Origin of the sequence: Vibrio sp. 10N.222.55.A1 (assembly GCF_041473835.1) — a bacterium.
In the GTDB taxonomy this organism is placed as follows: domain Bacteria; phylum Pseudomonadota; class Gammaproteobacteria; order Enterobacterales; family Vibrionaceae; genus Vibrio; species Vibrio crassostreae_C.
Genome location: NZ_JBFRSX010000015.1, coordinates 79,955 through 100,427, shown reverse-complemented (window position 1 = coordinate 100,427; position 20,473 = coordinate 79,955). Strand labels below are relative to the sequence as shown.

Here is a 20,473-nt window from a genome sequence, read left to right as displayed (position 1 = left end):
CTGATAACTCATTCTAATATTTTGTGCCAACTAAGCTGAGTTCTGCTCCTTGATTGGAGCGAACCCAAGCTTCAATTGAGTTCTTTCATGTGCGCTTAAGACGTTGAGTCTGGATGCGCCACAAACGGTACTTTTTTCAGGAATAATTTGAGAGCCTGATAATAAATTCCCATCACGACTTTTATCGTCATCGCCGGAATCTTGAATACCGTTCGTCTAATGTTTGTCTTGGTTACTGACTGCTTCGTCAGAGCCAGTGTCGCATCGAAAAGCTTGTCGTCTCGGCGGCTTTCGATGTGAACTAACGTGCGTTTCGCTGGTGGCTTAATCTTCCAAAAATAAGTCATGTTCAAATCCATGAACGGCGAAACGTGAAACTCTTTTTTTACCTTCAATTCTTGGTGCATGTCGATGAGATAGTAGTGTCTTTCTCGCCAAGGCGTGTTACTCACCTCAGCCAACATGTACTTACAATCTCCAGTCTCGTCATAACAGAAGAAACAGTTGATTGGGCTGAAGTAGATGCCTAAACAGCGGCACTGAGCCAGCATCGTCACACGGTTTGAATCAGACCAAACCCCACCAAGTTGTTGCACTTTGGAAGCTATACGTTGCTTAAGTGATTTTGGTTCATCCGTGGTGACATTTTCTTTTTTTTCAGCGAGATAATCCGATTCGACAAAGCGAATCGGGTTGTACCAACGAGTTCCGAACAGCGCACTGCGCGCTGTGGTTTGGGGCAGCTCATCAAGATCTAACCCCATCATATACAGCTGATAGCTGAACTCATGAGTGATGTCGCCAAAGCGGCGATGTCTGACGTTACCCCAATAGATACCGCTGAGCTCTTCACTCTTTTCGGATGCGATCCCCATCTCGGGTGTCAGGGTTTGACTGTTCATAGCGCGGAACTCGTACTCAAATCTAAACCGAAGCGTTTGGTCACATCGAGTGCACTGTGGACACCGTCTTCATGGAAGCCGTTATACCAATAAGCGCCAGCAAAGTGCGTCTGGTTTTTGCCACAGATTTGCTCACGCTTGTGCTGAGCTTCGACCGTGTTCGAATTAAGTACCGGGTGATGATAAACAAAGCTGCGAATAATTTTTTCTGGGTCGATGGCTTCGCTTTGATTCAAGGTGACACAGAAGGTGTCTTGGCTTTCGATGCCTTGCAGAATGTTCATGTTGTACGTGACACAAGCAGGTCGTTTACTGTCGCCATCCAACATGTAGTTCCAACTTGCCCAAGCCAGTTTTCTATCTGGGAGTAAGCGAGTATCGGTGTGCAGAACCACTTCATTGCGGCTGTATGGGATCTCGCTCAGTACCTGTTGCTCTTGTTCTGTTGCATCACCAAGCAAGCGTAAGGCTTGGTCTGAGTGGCAGGCAAATATTACTTCGTCGAAACCTTGTGCGCTGCCATCTTCAAATTCAATCGTGACGCCTGTTTCTTGGCGAGTCACTTGTTTAATCGATGTATTCAGTGCAACAGTCTTACTTAGGCGTGAAAGGATGATTTCAACATAAGAACGCGATCCCTTTGGTATCACATACCACTGAGGACGGTTCGCGATATCGAGCAATCCATGGTTGTAGAAAAACTGAATGAAGAACTTGAGCTCAAACTCTTCCATTTCTTCCAAGCTTGTCGACCAAATCGCCGCGCCCATCGGTAAGATGTAGTGCTGGCTGAAAAAGTCGGAAAATTGATTATCTCGTAGGAAACTGCCAAGGGTAACGTCTGGTGTGAATTCATTGCTTTCAAACTGAGCCTTACACAGCTTGTTGAACTTGAGAATGTCAGACACTAAAGACCAGAACTGAGGTTTGAAGATGTTGCTCCTCTGCGCGAATAACGAATTAATGCTGTGGCCGTTGTATTCAAACTTGGTCGTCGTGTTGTGGACGCTGAAGCTCATCTCAGTCGGTTGCCTTTCGACATCGAGTTGTTCTAGAAGCTGATTGAAATTCGGGTAGGTTCGATCGTTGAATACGATGAAACCTGTATCTATCGAAAACGCCGAGCCTTGATGTTCAATATCAACGGTCGCGGTGTGCCCCCCAACGTAATCATTCTTTTCGAATACTGTTACGTCGTGGTGCTTATCTAATATATGCGCGCAAGTGAGTCCAGAGATACCTGAACCAATAATGGCGATTTTCTTCATTGTTATACCATCCTTGAAGCGAGTTTTTGCCAAACTGGAGTTGGAAGCATTCTTAGTAGCTTCATCAACATGATGAATCGTCTTGGGAAATCAATTTCACTCTTTCCTTGAGCGATACCATTTACGATTCGCTGAGTTGCGGCCTCACTACTAATAATCATAGGCATAGAGAACGTATTTCGCTCGGTTAATGGCGTTTCAACAAAGCCAGGGTGCACAATTGAGACATGAATGTTGTGCGTTGCCAGATCAACCGAAAGTGTTCTGCCTAAGTAGGTGAGAGCTGCCTTTGAAGCGCCATAAGCCTCGGCTCTTGGCAAAGGTAAAAAGCTGGCGCTGGAGCTGACTAAAACCAAACGGCCGCCGGGCTTGATGTTTTTTAACCAAGCTTTAAGGGCGTAGCCAATTGAAATTAGGTTTATGTTGATGACGCGCTCGAATAGCTCGGCATCAAAGTTCACTGGGTCGTCGATGTACTCACAATCACCTGCATTTAAAATCAGCAGGTCGAGCGGCTTGTCTTGGTCGAGTTCTGGGAAGTTGTGGTAATCAGTCAAGTCGAAACAGAGCGGTGAAATTGATGAATGCGCGACGTCTGTCTCGTGCGAGTCAACTAAGGCTTGCAGCTTGTCTGAGTTGCGGCCACAAGCAATCACCTGATGCCCTTGCTGAGCGTAATCTTTAGCTAGGGATTGGCCGATACCAGAGGTCGCGCCTGTAATCATAATACGCATTATCGGCTCGCCCTCTTTTTGATGGATTTGATCGCGCAGCCCAGTACTGGAATGTGTTCGTACAACATAGAGCCGACGTCGAGGTAGTCTCTGTGGTAGACCACTTGACCGTCGAGCATCTTAAGGTGGCTGTGCCCTTGTACTTCGATTGGCTTTTGCCCATTTAATTGCTTGTGAGCAAACTGCATCGTCCAGTAAACGGAAGCTTCGTCGTTCGCTTCGAAAGTGTGTTCGATATGAAAGTAACAGCTGGTTACTTGGGTGTAGAGGTTCTCGAAGTAGTGCGTAAGCGCCGAAATACCGCTGACATGATGCAGCGGATCTTGGAATTCAATATCAGGGTGATAAACCGTCTTAAGCACGTCGAAATTGTCGGTTCCGAGTTCTCGATACATGTTGAGAAAGTTATCAAGCCATAGAGAGTTATCCATAATATTCACTCTAATTATTTGAAGAAGGCTAAGGCTCTCAATCGTGCTTCTTTATGCTCAACGATGGGTTGCCAGTATTCGCTGTCTATTCCGTTTTTAGCGATAAAGTCATGTGGGAAATGTACATGCTTATCTGGGATATTTTGCAGCTCTGGTATGTACTTACGAATAAAAATTCCTTTTGGATCAAACTTTTCACTCTGAGTGATTGGATTGAAAATTCGGAAGTAAGGTTGAGCATCACAGCCAGTACTTGAAGCCCACTGCCAGCCACCATTGTTGGCACTAAAGTCTCCGTCGATAAGGTGCGACATAAAGAAACGCTCGCCCCAACGCCAGTCAATAAGCAGGTGCTTGGTTAGGAAGCTTGCCACCACCATTCTTAGTCTGTTGTGCATCCAGCCCGTTTCAACCAGTTGACGCATTGCGGCATCAACCAATGGATATCCTGTTTTTCCTTCGCACCAAGCTTTGAAGCTAGGATGATCGTGATACCAATCTAAACCATTGTATTTTTGCTGAAAGTTAGCACCTTTGACCAGTTTAGGGTGGTGGAACATCAAATGCTTATAAAAATCTCGCCAAATCAATTCATTGAGCCAACAAAAGGCCGGTAATTGCGTATCAAATAACAGATCGGGTTGCTGCTGAATCAATTGAATCGCTAACCAACGTGGGCTCACGGCGCCAATCGCTAAATAAGGTGATAGCCCCGATGTTCCTTTAACTGAGGGAATATCTCTCAGACGTGCGTAGTCGTTGACTTTATTGCCTAAGAAATTGGGGATCACATTGCCCAATACATCTTGGCTTAATGGCCAGCGACTCGAATCAACACGCGGAAAATCGAAATCATAGTCAGCAGAGATGGTTAAGGCTTGTAAGTCGTCAGGAAGCTGTGTTTGTGAACGTTCAGCTGACTCGACAGGAGCTGGACTGCAGATGATGCCTTTCACCTGAACTTCTTTTAACCAAGCGTTCTTAAAGGGCGTAAAGACTTTGAACATCTCGCCTTGTTTGTTGAGAACGCTACCGAGTGGCAGCATAACGTCACAATCGCTGATCTTCAGGTTTAGGCCGCTTGAAATCAGCTTTTTATCGCGAGCTTGTTCATCGACCTCTGGTTCAGAGTTAGCGTAGACGCACTTGGCATCAAGCTGCTGGCACAAATCGATGAGCTGTTTGGATTGGTCGTCAAAGTCGCTAGCTTTCAGGTGAAGCAACGTTATCCCGAATTCAGCGAGCTGGGAATCGAGTTGTTTTAGATGACGATAGATGAAATCAGCTTTGATCGGCGCAATGTGGTGTTGCCGCCACGTTTGAGGCGTTGAAATGAAAACGGCGGTCGTTACGCCGTTTTCAACTGCCGCGACGAGCGCTGGGTTATCGTGAATCCGCAGGTCTCGTCGTATCCATAGTATGTCGCTCAATATCCGTATCTCAGTTTAAGTTCTTGAGGGTGCGGGTTTAGGTAAACCTGTGATTCTAGGTATTCGTTCGGGTATTCCATCAGGTAGTGATTGATCAGTGTCAGTGGCACTAGCAGTGGAACAACGCCCTCTCTGAATGATGCGATCTGGTTGGTCAGCTCTTGCTTGTGAGCGCTACTCAGTTGTTTTTTAAAGTAACCCTGCAAATGATGCAGCGTATTGGCGTGACTGCCTCGATTCGCGTGATGAGACAACGCCGTCATCAAGCCTTCGATGTATTGAGCCGCTAGTTCGTCGATATCTAAATCATTACCCGCTAGCAGTTTGCCTAAGCTTTTGTAACCCTCAACGTGGTGACACATGACTAGATATTTGTGGGCGCTGTGGAACTGAATCAGTTTGTGCTTGGTCACACCTTCATCCACAAGATCGAGCCATTTTTGGTAAGTGAACACTCGAGTCATGAAGTTTTCACGCAAAATGGGATCGTTAAGGCGGCCGTTTTCTTCAACGGGAAGTAACGGGTTGCCGTCCATAATTTGTTGGGTGAACATGCCTATGCCTGTCGATTCAGAGCCGCGACCATGGTGGTGGTACACCTTCACGCGCTCCATGCCGCAGGTTGGGCTTTTTTGACACACAATAAAGCCAGCAATGTGTTGGTTTTTCTTTGAGTAGTTTTGACCGAACTCGATCAGTTCGTTGGTCACATCACCTGAGCCATCAGGGCGAGAAACATGGATGATGTCATCTAGCATTCTTGTTTGACGAATGGTTGGACGAGGGGTTGGAAGACCAACAGCCATCTCTGGGCAAACAGGTTCCAATTCCACGTAGTCTGCTAGGTCGTCTGTACAAAAACGAGAGCGTTTATGACCTGTGTCGAAACGTACTTTGTGTCCAGCAACACATGCACTGATACCGATTTTGATTTTCTTTTCCATTGGCCAACTCCTTTGCTCTTGCTCTGAGCTTTTTCTTATAGTTCAACATTGCTAATCGTATTTACAGAGCTGGGTGTGTTTTTACTTTGACACCGTAGTTGTTTTTATTCAGATGTATTGACGATATACAGGATAGCTTTATGCCATCCTGTATATTTATAGCCTGCAACTGGGTTAATAGATATATTTTCCAAGTGGATTGAATAGTTGGCTCACACCTTTTGTGAAGTAAAGCGCATCACTTGAAACGGTTAAACAGACACAACCTTCTTTTGTTGCCGGTTGATGAGTGTGATTGCCATCCAACCAGATGAAGTCACCTTTGTTGTAAACGCCCATTTCGTCTTCGAAACTGCCCTCTAGAAGAAGCGTGATCTCGAAGCCTTTGTGGGTGTGGCAAGGCACTTGTCCATCTTTGTCGATGTGCAACAAGCTGGTGTGGTGTGCTTCGTCAGCAAAATCGAGTCTTGCTCGTGAAATTTTGCCTAGGTTCATCCAGTCCTTTCTCGCTACTGAGTTTAGAGCGCGAGGGATTGTGAATGTCGTGTCAGCGACAGTTACTTTCTGAACCTCTGGAGTCACTTCAACAGACTGAGAAGTATCAGCTGTGATTTGCTCTATCGCGTCAAAATCAAAGTCCATGTCGTCCATTGAGAAGCTGTCTAGATCTTCATTTGAGAATACTGGCTCTGCGTCAAAAGCATTATTCGCTGCTACCGCTGTAAGCTGCTTGACTTGTTGTTGGCAGTGTTCACACAGCTCTACATGGCTAGAAACAATCAAAGAAACTGAATCAGCCAACGTGCCATCGACGAAGTCTTTCAAGATTGCCGCGTTTGGGTGATGTTTAATCATGGTCTTGTTCCCCCATGTGAACTTTTAATTTGGCTAAAGCGAGTCTCAGACGTGATTTCACTGTTCCAAGTGGGACGCCAAGTTGCTGAGCGAGTTGCTCTTGAGAGAGCTCTTGAAAGTAAACGCCTTTGACGATGGTTTTCTGAGCGAGAGGCAACTTTTCTATTTGAGTCATTACGTGTCGGCTCATCAAATGGTCTCCGAATGGCAAATCTTCGCTTTGAGACTCGGCTACCATCGCATCGATTGGCCAGATATCGTCGGCTATCGTTTGTTCGGCTTTCGCTTTCACTTTGCGCAACATGTCGAATGCTGCATTACGCATTACCGTGTAGACCCAAGTGGTCGCAGCGCCTTTATCTACATTGTAGAGATGTGCTTTCTTCCAAACATTAGTCATCGTGTCTTGAACTAGCTCGTTTGCAGCAGCTTCGCCACCCAACTTACTGATACCAAAACGCTTGATCTTAGGAGCGAAGAACTTGAACAAACAGGTGAACGCCTGCTTGTCTCGGTCTGTACCAACCAACACCAGCCAGCTCGAGAGCTCTGTCGGTACTTTGTTGTCTGTAGGTACTTTGTTATCGGGAATAATGACATGCTCCTTGCCGTTCCCTGAACTTCTGCTTTCCACTTGCATAGTAACTAACCATCATGCGAATTTGATGGGCACTACGTGAAAGGAGAAAGTCGGGATCACTTTAATTTAAATTAATTTCTACTATACAAAATTATAGTGAAGAAAAGTGCTTATTGCCCCGTAATGATTTGATTCAAAAAAGGAACTAGAGACGGAAAACTGGCTGGCTCAGTAAATTCTGTTTTCTTTTCCAGTGGGATAGGCATCATTTCGAGCAATCGCGCACAGATCCATTGTGGGCTCTCAAAATCAGGAGTGGGATAGAGTGTTCTTATCGAATCGTGGTCGCGAAACAACTGAACCAAAAAAGCGGTAAACACGTTAGGCACTTTATATTCATCGGTAGGCCAGTGAGGCAACAAGCTGAACTTACTTTTAATCAGGTCATCATCGTCTCGAAACGACCCATGCAATTGCACCAACTTTTCGCCTTCGACATCAATTTCTAATATCTGGTCGTCCGACATATTGAAGTCGACGATGGTCACCTTTGTTCCCCAAGAGCTGAGATGATCAGAGTTAGATTTGTCTTGAGTGGCGATAATGAAACCATCGCCCTGCGCTGCGTGAGCGACCATCGCGAGATACTTTGGCTCAAAAATGCGCAGTCTTTGTCTGCCTCCCGGTAAAAGGAAGATGGGGAGGGGAAACACAGCGAGCTCCAGAGAAGACTCTACGGGTGTTTCTGGTTCGGCGTCTGTCCGCGTGGTCTTCCTAGGTGAATTCGGCACATAGTACTCCTTAGTTCAGATGTGATTTGAGAAGATATACGCGGGGAGGGTGGTGTTCGATCAATTCGCTTCGGCTTATGTTCGTAAAGGGATAGGTATTTTGTTGCACCTGTTCATAAATTCACTGTTTTTACCTTTTTTCATACGCGTCATTATGTAATATATGTACAAATAGTAAGCGAATGGGTAGTTGCCAGACGATGCTTCTATCTGACGTTCTTCTATACCTAACATCGCATCAAAGGAATGGTCATGATTGTTATTTATGGTATCAAAGAGTGCTTAAATCCAATTAAGTTGCAGCTCTCTAATGTGTTGCAGCAGTGCTTGAACAGTGAAATGGGTTTACCCGATGACAAGCGAGCACATCGGTTTGTGCCATTGGAACGAGATGACTTCTTTTACCCGGAAGGAAGAACAGAAGCCTATACCGTCATTGAGATAAATATGATGGAAGGTCGAGCGGTAAACACCAAAAAGCGCTTAATTAAGAAGATATTTTCTGAGATAGAGAAGCAGTTAGCTATCTCTCCAATTGATATTGAAATTTCCATTAAGGAACAGCCATCGCATTGCTGGGGATTTCGAGGGATGACCGGCGATGAAGCTCAAGATCTGAAGTACAAAGTGAACGTCTAGGGTTTAAGCTCTTAACTCTTAACTCTTAACTCTTAACACGTAAGACTTAAGCCAATCTATCGAGTGACGGCTTTGGAATTTGATGCCAAAGCCGTTTTCCTAGTTCTCGACACTAACCTTTAAGCATCTAAGCATCGTCACTCTTTTTTAAATACTGATGCCAATTTTCATTGATCACGTCAAAGTGCTCAACGCAGAACTCTTTTCTGTCTTTCAAATAGTCGTTTTCCACTTCATCGAGCAAGTTCTTATAGGCATCGGGATCGCTGCCATACACCAAGCATAACGTGGAGAAGTAACGCTGCAGGTCGAAACTGTGCTCGTCGATGTATTCCCCCAAGTCGTAATACTCTGGGCGGTCTTCTGACTCGAAAGCGAACATGTCTGCAGCGCTGATAGCAGCGTCGGCCCCATGCTCTACGTAGTTAAGCAGTAGCACGGTTGCTAGGTTATCAACCGCATCTTCTTCTTTACCCAATATGGCAATGTTCTGATCTTCGATATACGCATGCCCAGTCTCGTGTAGCAGGGTGTGCAGCAAGGTATCAATAGCGCCGGTTTGCGCAGATTTCCCATACTCTTTTTCGTATTGGTTCTTCTCAAAGTAATTGAGTGACTCAGCGTAAAAACTGTAAGGGATCAGTACTTGATGGGTTTGTGGATCGTAGAGTGGTCCTTCTTCCCCGCCATATTGAATGGTTAATGGCTTCTCAAACATGAAGAGTTGGTTTGATAGGTCGACCACGGTGTCATTAACGCCACTGCTTTGAATCTCTCGTTTGAGCTGCTCTTCTTCGGTATTTTGCGGTGTAGAGTACTCGACGATTAGGTTACTTTGGGTGGCTTGTTCACTAGATGCATAAGTTGTGGCAAACATTGCACTCAGGGCTAGGCTGCAGGTCAATGTTCGTTTCAATAATGTCATCGGCTATCCTTGTGATTACGTTGCGATTCAGAGTCGTGCTGGGGGTAACAACTCCAAGCTGTGTACCCTGATTTAGTTATTGCGTTAGAGTATAAGTTTAGACGGAATTTTGATGCATCGAGGACTGCAATTTTTGAAGTAGGCGCTATCCTATCAATGAATAATCCGCTTAGAGATTCGCCACAAAGAATAAGTAAGCTGAATGAGCGGTGTCGATGTGATTCGTTTCTATTGGTAATTAACAGATAAATTTCGGTTCAACACAACCCTTGTGCTATACTCCGCGCCCCAATCCGAATTGGCTTGTTTAATCTTAGGAAATTATTATGAGTGTTAAAAACGAACTTCAACAAATTAACAACCGTCTAGACAAGTGTCGCCACAAGTTAGATGCTGCTAAAACTCGTAATGATCGTCCTGTTGTTCGTCAGTTCGAGGAAGAGATTAAGAAGCTAACTAAGAAAATTGCCCAGCTTAAACACAAAGAAAGCTATGATGTGAACCAAGAGCGTAAGTCTCTGGTTGATATGCCATTTAGCCGTGAGATCACTAAGGCTGAGCAAGCGGATATGGGTAAACTTAAAAAGTCTGTTAAAGGACTCGTAATTGTTCACCCAATGACGAAGATCGGTAAAGAACTTCGCATTGAGGTTATGACTGGTTACGCACCGAAAAAATTCTAATTACCAGCGATGGTGATGAAAGAGGAGCTAGAAATAGCTCCTTTTGCTTTTTTAGGTATTAAGAAAGCAGAGTCAGCGGCATAGATACTCACGCCGTTTTCAACTTTTAGGAGGTGATTGTTGTCACAAATCCTTTTATCTCCTATAAAAGTTAACGTGCTACTAACATGGTACTAAGCGATCGCAGTAATGTGTTCGCTTTTCGAATCCACACTTTCTCTCCAGTTTGTATAAATATAGGTAGAGCAGCACAAATAATTACAGATAAAACTAGACTCATTAGGGAAGATGAGAACGTAAAAAAATAGAGGTTATATGAATCAATTAATTTCAATTGGACCACTAGAATCCTTCCTAATCGCGATTAGTGTTTTGTTTCTAGGTCATTTCGTCAATGCAAAGCTTCCGATTCTCAAAAAGTACAACATTCCAGAGCCCATTGTCGGCGGCTTGATTGTCGCTTTTGCTATTACAGCCCTGCACTTTAACGGCCTTGATCTTGAGTTTTCCTTGCCCCTGCAGAACACGTTTATGTTGATGTTCTTTGCAACGGTCGGTCTTGCGGCGAACTACACGCAGCTGATAAAAGGTGGTGCTAAGGTATTCCTATTCTTAGGGGTAGCGTCGGTTTACATCATTATCCAAAACGGTGTAGGCGTAACCTTAGCTACGGCACTAGGCCTTGAACCCTTGATGGGTTTGATTGCTGGCTCTATCACCCTTTCGGGCGGTCACGGCACAGGCGCGGCTTGGTCTCAAACTTTTGCAGACACGTTTGGCATTGCAAATACGCTAGAAATCGCGATGGCTTCAGCGACCTTTGGTTTGATCATCGGTGGTATTATCGGTAGCCCAGTGGCGCAAAAGCTGATTGATAAAAACCAGCTTGAATCTGAGTACGGCACTGGCACGCAAACACATGAACGCTTCCCTGAACTTGTTACTTACAACGAGTATGAAGAAGACAAAGTGACGGCGAAGAAGGTGATTGAAGTGTTGTTCATCCTTCTTATCTGTATCACGGGTGCGAAGTACCTAGAGCAGTGGGTGGCGACTTTTGAAATTTCTTGGTTGATGATTCCTGACTTCGTTTACGCGTTGTTTATCGGTGTGTTCATCACTAACGTGTTTGAAGTGACTAAGCTGCATAAGACTGACAGCGAAACGGTCGATATTCTTGGTACGGTGTCATTGTCACTGTTCCTAGCAATGGCGCTAATGAGCCTTAAGCTTTGGAACATATTTGACCTTGCGATTCCGTTCTTGGTTATCCTGGCGGTTCAGGCGGTTGTGTTAGGTATCTTCTCTTACTTTGTGACGTTCAAAGTAATGGGTTCTAACTACGACGCAGCGGTTATGGCAGGTGGTCACTGTGGTTTCGGCCTAGGTGCAACACCAACAGCGGTAATGAACATGGGCTCTTTGGTGAACCGTTTTGGTCCTTCACCACAGGCGTTCATGGTGGTGCCAATTGTTGGTGCCTTCTTTATCGATATCGTTAACCTGATTATCCTTCAGGGTTACATCTCGTTTATCGGTTAATGTTCGCCTTTACTTAAACGCAATGTGCTTATCGCACTAAGATGAATACAAGAAAGCCAGTCTGTTGACTGGCTTTTTTTGTTCTTGTTTATCGAGGTTTTCTTGCCTGATACCCCTGCGGTTAGGGCTCTGTCACATCAATAACTAGGGCGTGTTGATCTTTCGAGCTGATTTTTGCAGTGAGTTGCTGGGTATTTATACAAGGCAGAGGCATCGATGTGTAGCTAGCCTACATGAGAAGCCGATAACGCAGTAGAAATGACCAGCAAACGCTGCCCGAAGGGTTCGGGCTGGGCGCCACCGCAAAAAGCGTTTTACTCTTTGTTGAGGGAGGTTTGCTTAGAATGACTAGGCTACTTCTCCCTCGCCGCGATTAAAACGCTTTTGACTAGGCGTCCCCATCCGAACAAAATTTAACCACGAAAGGTCAACACGCCCTAAAGTGTTGTAACGACTTCATCAAGAGCTAGGCGCGCTTTTGGTTTGCCGTAGTTGTAGTCTTCGCCGTCTTTGTGGTAGCCGATAGCTAGCGCTACATCAACAACGTGACCTTCTAGTTCGTCAGCAAACTCTTCGCTGATCATAGCTGCATCTACACCTTCCATAGGTGTTGAAGCGATACCTAGACGAGCTAGTGTGTGCAGTGTGTTACCTAGTGCGATGTAAACTTGAGACTTAGTCCAGTTACCGTTGAAACCTGTTTCGTCTGTGTTCATTTCTGCGAATGCGTAAGCACCTAAGAATTGCTCGTACATTTCAGCTGGTAAGTGACCAGAGCTTACTTCTGTATCAGCACGCTTCGCGAATTTCTCTTTAGTGTACTTAGGATCGTGAGCAAACAGGATCGTGTGTGACGCTTCTTTCGCATGTGGTTGGTTAAACTGGAACATGTTTTCGAAAGTATTGTGGAAGCGTTGTTTTGCTGCGTCACTCTCAATGATGATGAATTTCCAAGGCTGAGAGTTGATAGAAGAAGCTGACAAGCGAAGTGCTTCTTTGATTACTTCCATGTCTTCCGCAGAGATGCGTTTTTCTGCATCGTATTTTTTAGCTGTGTAACGAGTGTTTAGATCAGTAATGATTGGATGAGTCATGTTGAATCCTAATATCTATCAATAATAAATGTTGTAGGGTTTTATGTTCAGTTACGTCAACAATAAACGGATAACCAATTTAAACGAATCTCAATAGATTGAACGTCTAAATAGTTATCGAACATGCCCCAATAAATCGAGTATCTGCGGTAGCTCAAGTCGATGGGTGTAAGATAATAGAAGAATGACTCGGGAAAAATAGCGAACATATCAAATCACTATGGTTAATAATGTCCATAATAATTCAATAAGTGTGATCTTAATGGAGGTGGAATCTCTAGATTCAGTAGCTTAGTACGCTTTGATACCATATTGGCGCAATAATGGCGGAAGTACGCTGTCTAGGTTGGGGATATCTTCTGGCGTGATTTCGATTAAACCAAAACCATGCTCTTCATAGATTTTTCTCGTCGCTTCACGTTTATTTTCGGCGATTGGCGCAGAATCAGTTCCCCAGAACTGGATGTATACTTTGCCACTTGGTAGATAAAAATCGCTGATCACTTCTTTTGATATCGGAAGCGGACGCTCGTACGCATGGACCACTCCTGCCATATAAAGCCAGTTATCAATGATCAGCTCTCCCTTTGATCGAACATAATGCCCGTCTAAGCTTCGGTGCTTCGCCTCAAATTTCTGACGAAAACTGGAGAATGACACATCGGTCGAGTGGCTTTCAGCATCATGCCCTAGGAATTCAACAACAGACTGCTTTAAACGTTTATTGCGAACCAATGAGTCGTGCCATACCACGAATAAGTTTTGAGTCGCTTTGTCTTCTCTTTGTTCACCTCCGGCTTTTAAGCCTGTAGAGGTGACATGCCAACCGTCTTCTTCTTTTGTTATCCAACCAAGCTCGTTGAGCAGTAAGTTGATTTTCTTTGCGCTGAGTTGAAAGGCACTGCCAAGCTGGGTGGCGGTGAGTGTTTTTCCTGAGAATGAATCCAAATCGATAAGAAGTTTCTCTGGCCAGACAATAAAGACACCGAACTTCTTATGTTCGACATATTCCCCACCAAAGCTTTCTCCTCGTTCTGTAAGAACCCAGCGCTCTTGTGAGCGCACGATATAACCCGCTGTTTTTAGATCGCTAAATAAAGTTTTAGCTTCTATGCCTTTTTGTTTAGCGAGTGCGGATGTGGAAATTTTGTCTGACATAGTCTTTTCTCAAATAGCAGAGTGATCCGCTGATGGGTTTTAGTGAGATACATGATGTGATAGCACAGGCGAGTACCATATCACATCTACTAATGCCAACTGCTGCTCACTGGTCTATGTTTTTAGTAGAAAGTCATGTCTGATTTTGATTTTGTGGGAAATGTAGCTCTTTCTGTAATTAAATTACATGATTAGCGATTCTGCTCATCTGGATGCATATTTTCTATACGTGACACGATGTTCTTTTATACGGTTTATATAGATCTTAGATGCTATATTTTATTAAGTGTGATTTTGATCACTATTTATTTTTAAGTATTACAAAATAAAGTGTGATCTAGATCTTGAGTTGATGATATTTATTCTCATTAATTTGGCTTTGTAATTTAAATTCATGGTGTTTTTGTGATCTAAAGTGCTCTTGTTAACCCTAAAGTGTTTTTCGTGTGTGATGGTTGTCACGAAAGTTGGGCTAAGGTGCATTTTGGAAATGTTGTGATACATTTTAATCGACTTTTGAGTACACACTTTCGGTCATTTGACCAACCAATACATTACGGGGTTCTACCTATGTTATCACCAGAAGCAAAGATTAAGGTTCAAAACTTTGGTCGTTTCTTATCCAATATGGTAATGCCAAACATCGGCGCATTTATTGCGTGGGGTTTCATTACTGCACTATTCATCCCAACCGGTTGGTGGCCTAACGAAACGTTAGCATCAATGGTTGGCCCTATGATTACATACCTATTGCCACTATTGATTGGTTACACCGGTGGTAAAATGGTTGGTGGTGACCGCGGTGCGGTAGTAGGTGCCATCACGACAATGGGTGTTATCGTTGGTACTGATATCCCAATGTTCATGGGTGCAATGATTGTGGGTCCACTAGGTGGTATCGCAATTAAGAAATTCGATGAAGCTGTTCACGGTAAAGTGAAGAGTGGTTTCGAAATGCTAGTGAATAACTTCTCTGCGGGTATCATCGGCATGATCTGTGCGATCATCGCGTTCATCGTGATTGGTCCTGCGGTTAAGATTCTATCTGGCGGACTTGCTGCTGGCGTAAACGCAATGGTAGAAGCAGGTGCATTACCTCTAGCATCTATTTTTGTTGAACCTGCGAAAATTCTATTCCTAAATAACGCAATCAACCACGGTATCTTCTCTCCACTAGGTATCCAGCAATCTGAAGAGATTGGTCGTTCAATCTTCTTCTTAATCGAAGCAAACCCAGGTCCTGGTTTTGGTCTTCTACTTGCTTACATGGTGTTTGGTAAAGGTAGCGCGAAGCAATCTGCTGCTGGTGCATCTATCATCCACTTCCTAGGTGGTATCCACGAAATTTACTTCCCTTACGTTCTAATGAACCCACGTCTAATTCTTGCGGTAATCGCAGGTGGTATGGCGGGTGTATTCACTAACGTAGTGTTCGATTCTGGCCTTATCTCTCCAGCATCTCCAGGTTCTATCTTCGCAGTCTTACTGATGACGCCAAAAGGCTCTTACATCGGCGTGATTCTATCGGTTATCGCAGCAACGGCAGTATCGTTTGTTGTAGCGTCAATCCTTCTTAAAACATCAGCGCAAGATGATGAGGAAGATTCACTAGAGAAAGCTTCTGCACAAATGAAAGACATGAAAGCGTCTTCTAAAGGTGCAGCATCAGAAGCAAACGTAAACCTAGCGGATGTAAAAGCAGTTTATGTAGCGTGTGATGCGGGTATGGGTTCAAGTGCAATGGGTGCAGGTCTACTACGTAAGAAAGTAGCAACAGCTGGCCTAGACATTGAAGTGACCAACTACGCAATCAACAACCTACCGGCTGATTCGCAAATCGTTATTACGCATAAAGACCTAACAGACCGTGCTCGTAGCACTGTGCCAGGTGCGATGCATATGTCTCTAAGCAACTTCCTAGACGGCGGCGTATACGACCAACTAGTTGCTGAACTTGTCGACGCTCAAAGTGGTGAAGCGAAAGTAGAAGCTCCGGCGCCTGCAGCAGCTCCAGCACAAGAAGGCAACAAGCTTGCACTCACTGACGACAGCATCTTCCTTGGCCTTAAAGCGACTCAAAAAGAAGACGCAATCAAGTTTGCTGGCGAACAATTAGTAAAACTTGGCAACGTATCACCAGAATATGTAGATGGCATGTTTGCTCGTGAAGAGCTTGTGTCTACTTACCTAGGTGAGTCTATCGCTGTACCACACGGCACAATCGAAGCGAAACAATATGTACAAAAAACCGGCATTGTTTTCTGTCAGTACCCTGAAGGTATTCAGTGGGGCGAAGATGAAGATGATATCGCGAAGATGGTTATCGGTATTGCCGCACAAGGCGATGAGCACAACATGGTGCTGATGGCTATTACCAATTCACTCGATGATGAAGAAGCTGTGGAATGCTTACAGAACACAACAAACCCTGCTGATGTTCTACGTATTCTCAACGGAAACTAAAAAGCTCTAGTCAAGCTCCTGAGTGAAGGAGGCCAGTATCCCCCTACTGGCCTCATTTCGGTCTTAATCTTTCTTACAAGATTCAGTCTGAATAGCTTACTGCTTAATGCCTAGGGCACGTCGTCAAGGCATGTTGTTGAGCCGTTAGCTATCTAGATTCAAATATTTATAAGGTCAAAATTATGAAAGCGTTACATTTTGGTGCAGGTAATATCGGTCGTGGTTTCATTGGTAAGCTTCTTTCTGATGCAGGTATGAAGGTTACGTTTGCTGACGTAAATGAAACGGTTGTAAATGCGTTAATTGAACGCCAAGAATACCCAGTTAAGATTGTTGGCGAAGAGTGTGTTGTAGAAGTGGTTAAGAACGTGACAGCAGTAAACTCAGCGACAAGCGCTGTAGTAGATTGCATCGCTGAGTCTGATCTTGTGACGACAGCCGTTGGCCCTACTGTTCTTAAAATCATCTCTAAATCTATCGCTCAAGGCATTGAAAAGCGTGCAGCAGCAAACAACACGGCACCAATGAACATTATTGCGGCAGAGAATATGGTTCGCGGTACTAGCCAATTAAAAGCAGCAGTGTTAGAGCACCTTTCTGATGAAATGAAAGCCTTTACTGAAGAGCACATTGGCTTTGTAGATTCAGCGGTCGACCGTATTGTTCCACCGGCAGAAGCGGGCGAAACAGATCCTCTAGCCGTAACCGTTGAAACGTTCAGCGAGTGGATCGTAGATCAAACACAATTTAAGGGTGAGATTCCAAACATCCCAGGTATGGAATGCACTGACAACCTAATGGCTTTCGTTGAGCGTAAACTGTTCACGCTAAATACGGGTCACTTGGTAACGGCATACCTTGGTGTACTTGCGGGTCATGAGACAATCAAAGACTCTATCGAAGATGACGTAATCCGAGCTGAAGTAACAGCAACGATGGAAGAGAGTGGTGCGGTTCTAATTAAGCGTTACGGCTTTGATCCAGAAGCTCACGCTGCCTACATCCAAAAGATTCTTGGTCGTTTTGCTAACCCGTTCCTACGTGATGAAGTAGACCGTGTTGGTCGTCAGCCAATTCGTAAACTGAGCCCACAAGACCGCCTAGTTAAGCCTCTGAATGGCACATTAGAGTACGGCCTACCGAATGTTCACTTAGTAAAAGCAATCGCAGCTGCGTTCCATTACAAGAATGAAGACGACCCACAAGCGGTTGAACTTCAAGCAATGTTCGCAGAAAAAGGGTTTGCTGAGACATTAGCGCATTATTCTGAGCTGAATAGTGACTCAGAAGTTGTTAAACTAGCGGAAGAAGCTTATCTAGCATTGAAATGATAAACCATCAAAGTGCCACACCAGTGGCACTTTCTTATTGTCGAGCCGTTATGCCAATACAAACTAGCCACGAAACTGAATTACTCGAAGCCCTATCTGAAGCTGAGAGCGCTAGCGCCTGTCTAATGGCGGCTTACGATGCATTGGACGACACGGTAGATGCCGTATTAAAAAACATTTTCAAGAAAGACGACACGGCAATTAAATTTGTTGTTGAACCACTTCTCAACAGTGGCGGGCCGTTAGGCGAGATTATGATCCGCGCTAAGCTGCTATTAGGGCTTGGTGTGATCAGTAAAGAGCTCTACGATGATTTAGAGATTTTCGTTACCTTGAAAGAGTGGGCGAAAATACAAGGTGAAGACACCAGCTTCACAGAAGTCGACGTGATATTTGAGCTCAACAAGGTGCAGGCGATTCAACGCATAATGCCTATCGAATATGACTCGGAGATGGTGGAAACCATGTCGGGCCCAATGCTTCAAATGTTCTTGGGTCGACACAATCAGAAAGTGAAGTCGACGATCGTTTTGGCTATCACTGACATTATCACGACCTTATGCCGAGATAACGCACTGAGTTCTTAGTTCTAGTTTGCAGTCCTGCTTATCTTGTTTCACATCCTACATATCTTGTAGCTGTTCGTTCGTTTCAATCCAAAGCTTAAAATGATGGCGGTTTCTCTCGTTGGAGAAATCGCTTTGTTGTTTTTGTGTCTATCAAAAACTCTCGACACTTTCCCCCCGCTTATCAAATACAAAAGTAGCAGATACAAAAAAAGCCACACTCAGTGGCTTTTTCTATTCAAGACGCTTTTCTATTAAAAACGGCTTTCTATTCAAGACAATCGATTATAGGTCTTGGATGTTCTCAGCTTCTAGCTCTTGGAAGTAGCGTAGAGTCTTAACTTTTAGCTCTTGTTGAGCTGGCTCATCAGCAACGATGATAGCTTTACGGTGCATCTGTAGAGCTGTAACAGTCCACATGTGGTTTACAGAACCTTCGATAGCCATTTGAAGCGCTTGAGCTTTGTTGTGGCCTAGAGAAAGGATCATCACTTCTTCTGCATCTAGAAGAGTCGCAACACCGATAGTTAGTGCGTATTTAGGAACTTGGTTGATGTCGCCATCGAAGAAACGAGAGTTCGCGATACGAGTGTCTTCAGTCAACGTTTTGATACGAGTGCGTGAAGATAGAGAAGAACCTGGTTCGTTGAATGCGATGTGACCGTCGATGCCTACGCCGCCCATGAACAGGTTGATTTTGCCGTATGAACGGATTTTCTCTTCGTATGCTGCACAGTGAGCATCGATATCTTCAGCTTTGCCGTCTAGCAGGTTGATGTTTTCTGCTTGGATATCAACGTGGTTGAAGAAGTTCTCGTGCATGAATGTGCGGTAAGACTCTGGGTGGTTAGGGTCGATGCCAACGTACTCATCCATGTTGAATGTTACAACGTGCTTGAAGCTAACTTCGCCAGCTTTGTAAAGTTCAATTAGCTCAGCGTAAGTAGTTAGAGGTGTGCTACCAGTAGGAAGACCTAGTACAAATGGACGCTCAGCCGTTGGAGCGAACTTGTTGATTGAATCTGCGATATGACGAGCAGCCCATTTACCTACTTTAGCTTTGTTGCTTAATGGAATAAGTCTCATTGATTTTGCCCCTAGAAATAAAATTTTATAGTGTTCTGAAACATTAATTCGCATTATAAAATAAGTTATCCAGTTCCGCTATTGTTTTAGGTCAAGTTTTTGCTTTTTTCGTCGTAACTGTGACTGGAACTCTCAAAATTGCACAATTATTGTATGGATATTTGGTGGCGTTAAACAAGATTAATACGTTTGTCATATACAGCAATGTTGATCTAATTCAGCACCTGAAAGGGTTGGTGTGTTTCTATGCCTTGATACGATTATTGCAATAATGGCATCGCTCGAACCATTGACGAATTTTGGTGCATTAACGTGTTTCGAGTATAAACAAGCGTTGAGCGTATAGTTGAAACTAGAAAAATAATGATGGCAATGGAGCGCTATCGTGATAAAAGACAGGGGCAGGATGAAGAACGATGAATCTCAGTGGGATGAATACCCATAAGATTGAACGAGAGCTGTGTTTTAGTCACGCTATCGCTATGAATTGTATATAAATATTGGTAAAAATGGATAGGTTGGCTAAACTTACCAATTACAAAGAAGATGTGTGTTTGAAGGCAAAAAAAAGCCCAAAGTGATGAGGTATCACTTTGAGCGATTTTACTAATCTTCTAACACTAACTCACTTTCGTATTCTTCCCTAGATACGTCGCCGCGTTTGCAGCCGTTTAGGGTGTGAAAGCGACGGCGTCCACGAGCCAGTTGAATGTACTTCAACCAAACACGCTCTAACTTGGACTTTGCCTTATGAGGGTGAGACAACACTTTAATGAAGTGTTTTTCTTCTGCATTGATTGGTGCTAGTTCACCAGTTTCAAGTGCAAGCATAGTGTCACCAAACAAGGTTAGGATTTCCTCTTCTGAAAGAGTAAAATCACCCGACTTAGCGAACCCTCTCGGGAATTTAATGGTGTCATAAAAACGTTTTTTTCCGTGTCGGAATTCGGTCTCAGACATATCAGCCTCAGTAATGTGGTTAGATAGAAATTAGTGTTTATTGCTCACGCGAAAATATTGTTAAAAGGCTAAAATAGGAAACAAAATGTTT

Annotated in this window: 20 protein-coding genes; 6 read left to right on the top strand and 14 right to left on the bottom strand. The window is 44.2% G+C overall.

The features are described 5' to 3' along the window. Positions 1-95: 95 nt before the first annotated feature. From AB4493_RS04820 to AB4493_RS04780, 9 genes are all read right to left on the bottom strand, one after another. Positions 96-902, bottom strand: a complete 807-nt coding sequence (locus AB4493_RS04820; RefSeq protein ID WP_017061280.1) for a DUF1365 domain-containing protein — start codon at positions 900-902, stop codon at positions 96-98. Continuing rightward, positions 899-2,170: an NAD(P)/FAD-dependent oxidoreductase gene (locus AB4493_RS04815; protein ID WP_136977929.1), complete on the bottom strand. Its 1,272-nt coding sequence runs from the start codon at positions 2,168-2,170 to the stop codon at positions 899-901. The genes AB4493_RS04820 and AB4493_RS04815 overlap by 4 nt, the downstream gene beginning before the upstream one ends. A gap of 2 nt (positions 2,171-2,172) precedes the next feature. Continuing rightward, positions 2,173-2,904, bottom strand: coding sequence for an SDR family NAD(P)-dependent oxidoreductase (locus tag AB4493_RS04810; protein WP_017061282.1), 732 nt, complete (start codon positions 2,902-2,904; stop codon positions 2,173-2,175). Beyond that, positions 2,904-3,335: a nuclear transport factor 2 family protein gene (locus AB4493_RS04805; protein ID WP_017061283.1), complete on the bottom strand. Its 432-nt coding sequence runs from the start codon at positions 3,333-3,335 to the stop codon at positions 2,904-2,906. The genes AB4493_RS04810 and AB4493_RS04805 overlap by 1 nt, the downstream gene beginning before the upstream one ends. Positions 3,336-3,349: 14 nt before the next feature. Further along, a complete protein-coding gene (phrB, locus tag AB4493_RS04800) occupies positions 3,350-4,765 on the bottom strand; it encodes a deoxyribodipyrimidine photo-lyase (RefSeq protein ID WP_372154587.1) in 1,416 nt (471 codons plus the stop codon). Continuing rightward, positions 4,762-5,709, bottom strand: a complete 948-nt coding sequence (locus AB4493_RS04795; protein ID WP_017060965.1) for a DUF523 and DUF1722 domain-containing protein — start codon at positions 5,707-5,709, stop codon at positions 4,762-4,764. The genes phrB and AB4493_RS04795 overlap by 4 nt, the downstream gene beginning before the upstream one ends. Positions 5,710-5,883: 174 nt before the next feature. Then, positions 5,884-6,564: a ChrR family anti-sigma-E factor gene (locus AB4493_RS04790; RefSeq protein ID WP_017060966.1), complete on the bottom strand. Its 681-nt coding sequence runs from the start codon at positions 6,562-6,564 to the stop codon at positions 5,884-5,886. Further along, positions 6,557-7,204 carry a sigma-70 family RNA polymerase sigma factor gene (locus AB4493_RS04785; RefSeq protein ID WP_017060967.1) on the bottom strand — a complete coding sequence of 216 codons (648 nt, stop codon included), beginning with the start codon at positions 7,202-7,204 and terminating at the stop codon, positions 6,557-6,559. The genes AB4493_RS04790 and AB4493_RS04785 overlap by 8 nt, the downstream gene beginning before the upstream one ends. Positions 7,205-7,314: 110 nt before the next feature. Beyond that, on the bottom strand, positions 7,315-7,935 hold the full coding sequence (locus AB4493_RS04780; RefSeq protein ID WP_017065084.1) for an LON peptidase substrate-binding domain-containing protein: 621 nt from the start codon (positions 7,933-7,935) through the stop codon (positions 7,315-7,317). Between the two features lie 252 nt (positions 7,936-8,187). Here AB4493_RS04780 and AB4493_RS04775 point away from each other — a divergent pair, with 252 nt between their 5' ends. Continuing rightward, positions 8,188-8,574: a tautomerase family protein gene (locus AB4493_RS04775; RefSeq protein WP_017072356.1), complete on the top strand. Its 387-nt coding sequence runs from the start codon at positions 8,188-8,190 to the stop codon at positions 8,572-8,574. Positions 8,575-8,701: 127 nt separating this feature from the next. Here the strand turns inward: AB4493_RS04775 and AB4493_RS04770 are convergent, their stop codons facing one another. Next, positions 8,702-9,499 carry a DUF4344 domain-containing metallopeptidase gene (locus AB4493_RS04770; RefSeq protein WP_017060970.1) on the bottom strand — a complete coding sequence of 266 codons (798 nt, stop codon included), beginning with the start codon at positions 9,497-9,499 and terminating at the stop codon, positions 8,702-8,704. Between the two features lie 326 nt (positions 9,500-9,825). Here AB4493_RS04770 and AB4493_RS04765 point away from each other — a divergent pair, with 326 nt between their 5' ends. Further along, on the top strand, positions 9,826-10,182 hold the full coding sequence (locus AB4493_RS04765; protein ID WP_017060971.1) for a YibL family ribosome-associated protein: 357 nt from the start codon (positions 9,826-9,828) through the stop codon (positions 10,180-10,182). Positions 10,183-10,497: 315 nt separating this feature from the next. After that, positions 10,498-11,724 carry a sodium/glutamate symporter gene (gene gltS, locus AB4493_RS04760; protein ID WP_017060972.1) on the top strand — a complete coding sequence of 409 codons (1,227 nt, stop codon included), beginning with the start codon at positions 10,498-10,500 and terminating at the stop codon, positions 11,722-11,724. 437 nt (positions 11,725-12,161) lie between these two features. Here gltS and AB4493_RS04755 read toward each other — a convergent pair whose 3' ends face one another. Together AB4493_RS04755 and AB4493_RS04750 are read right to left on the bottom strand one after the other, a co-directional pair. Then, on the bottom strand, positions 12,162-12,818 hold the full coding sequence (locus AB4493_RS04755; protein ID WP_017061511.1) for an NAD(P)H-dependent oxidoreductase: 657 nt from the start codon (positions 12,816-12,818) through the stop codon (positions 12,162-12,164). Positions 12,819-13,109: 291 nt separating this feature from the next. After that, on the bottom strand, positions 13,110-13,976 hold the full coding sequence (locus AB4493_RS04750) for a glycerol kinase (RefSeq protein WP_372154586.1): 867 nt from the start codon (positions 13,974-13,976) through the stop codon (positions 13,110-13,112). Between the two features lie 570 nt (positions 13,977-14,546). On the opposite strand from AB4493_RS04750, the gene AB4493_RS04745 reads away from it, so the two are divergent. From AB4493_RS04745 to AB4493_RS04735, 3 genes are all read left to right on the top strand, one after another. Further along, positions 14,547-16,439 (top strand): PTS mannitol transporter subunit IICBA, encoded by a 1,893-nt coding sequence (locus AB4493_RS04745; protein WP_017061513.1) that lies wholly within the window; start codon positions 14,547-14,549, stop codon positions 16,437-16,439. A 182-nt stretch (positions 16,440-16,621) separates the two neighbouring features. Then, complete coding sequence (locus AB4493_RS04740) at positions 16,622-17,770, top strand: mannitol-1-phosphate 5-dehydrogenase (RefSeq protein ID WP_017077054.1); 1,149 nt, start codon at positions 16,622-16,624, stop codon at positions 17,768-17,770. 50 nt (positions 17,771-17,820) lie between these two features. Further along, entirely contained in the window at positions 17,821-18,357 is a 537-nt protein-coding gene (locus tag AB4493_RS04735; RefSeq protein ID WP_193835446.1) for an MltR family transcriptional regulator, read from the top strand. Positions 18,358-18,621: 264 nt separating this feature from the next. On the opposite strand, the gene nagB is transcribed toward AB4493_RS04735, so the two are convergent. Continuing rightward, the gene (gene nagB / locus AB4493_RS04730) at positions 18,622-19,422 is read right to left on the bottom strand and encodes a glucosamine-6-phosphate deaminase (protein WP_017057618.1); all 801 of its coding nucleotides are present in this window, start codon (positions 19,420-19,422) and stop codon (positions 18,622-18,624) included. Between the two features lie 606 nt (positions 19,423-20,028). Further along, on the bottom strand, positions 20,029-20,382 hold the full coding sequence (locus AB4493_RS04725) for a DUF413 domain-containing protein (RefSeq protein ID WP_017061517.1): 354 nt from the start codon (positions 20,380-20,382) through the stop codon (positions 20,029-20,031). Between the last annotated feature and the right edge of the window lie 91 nt (positions 20,383-20,473).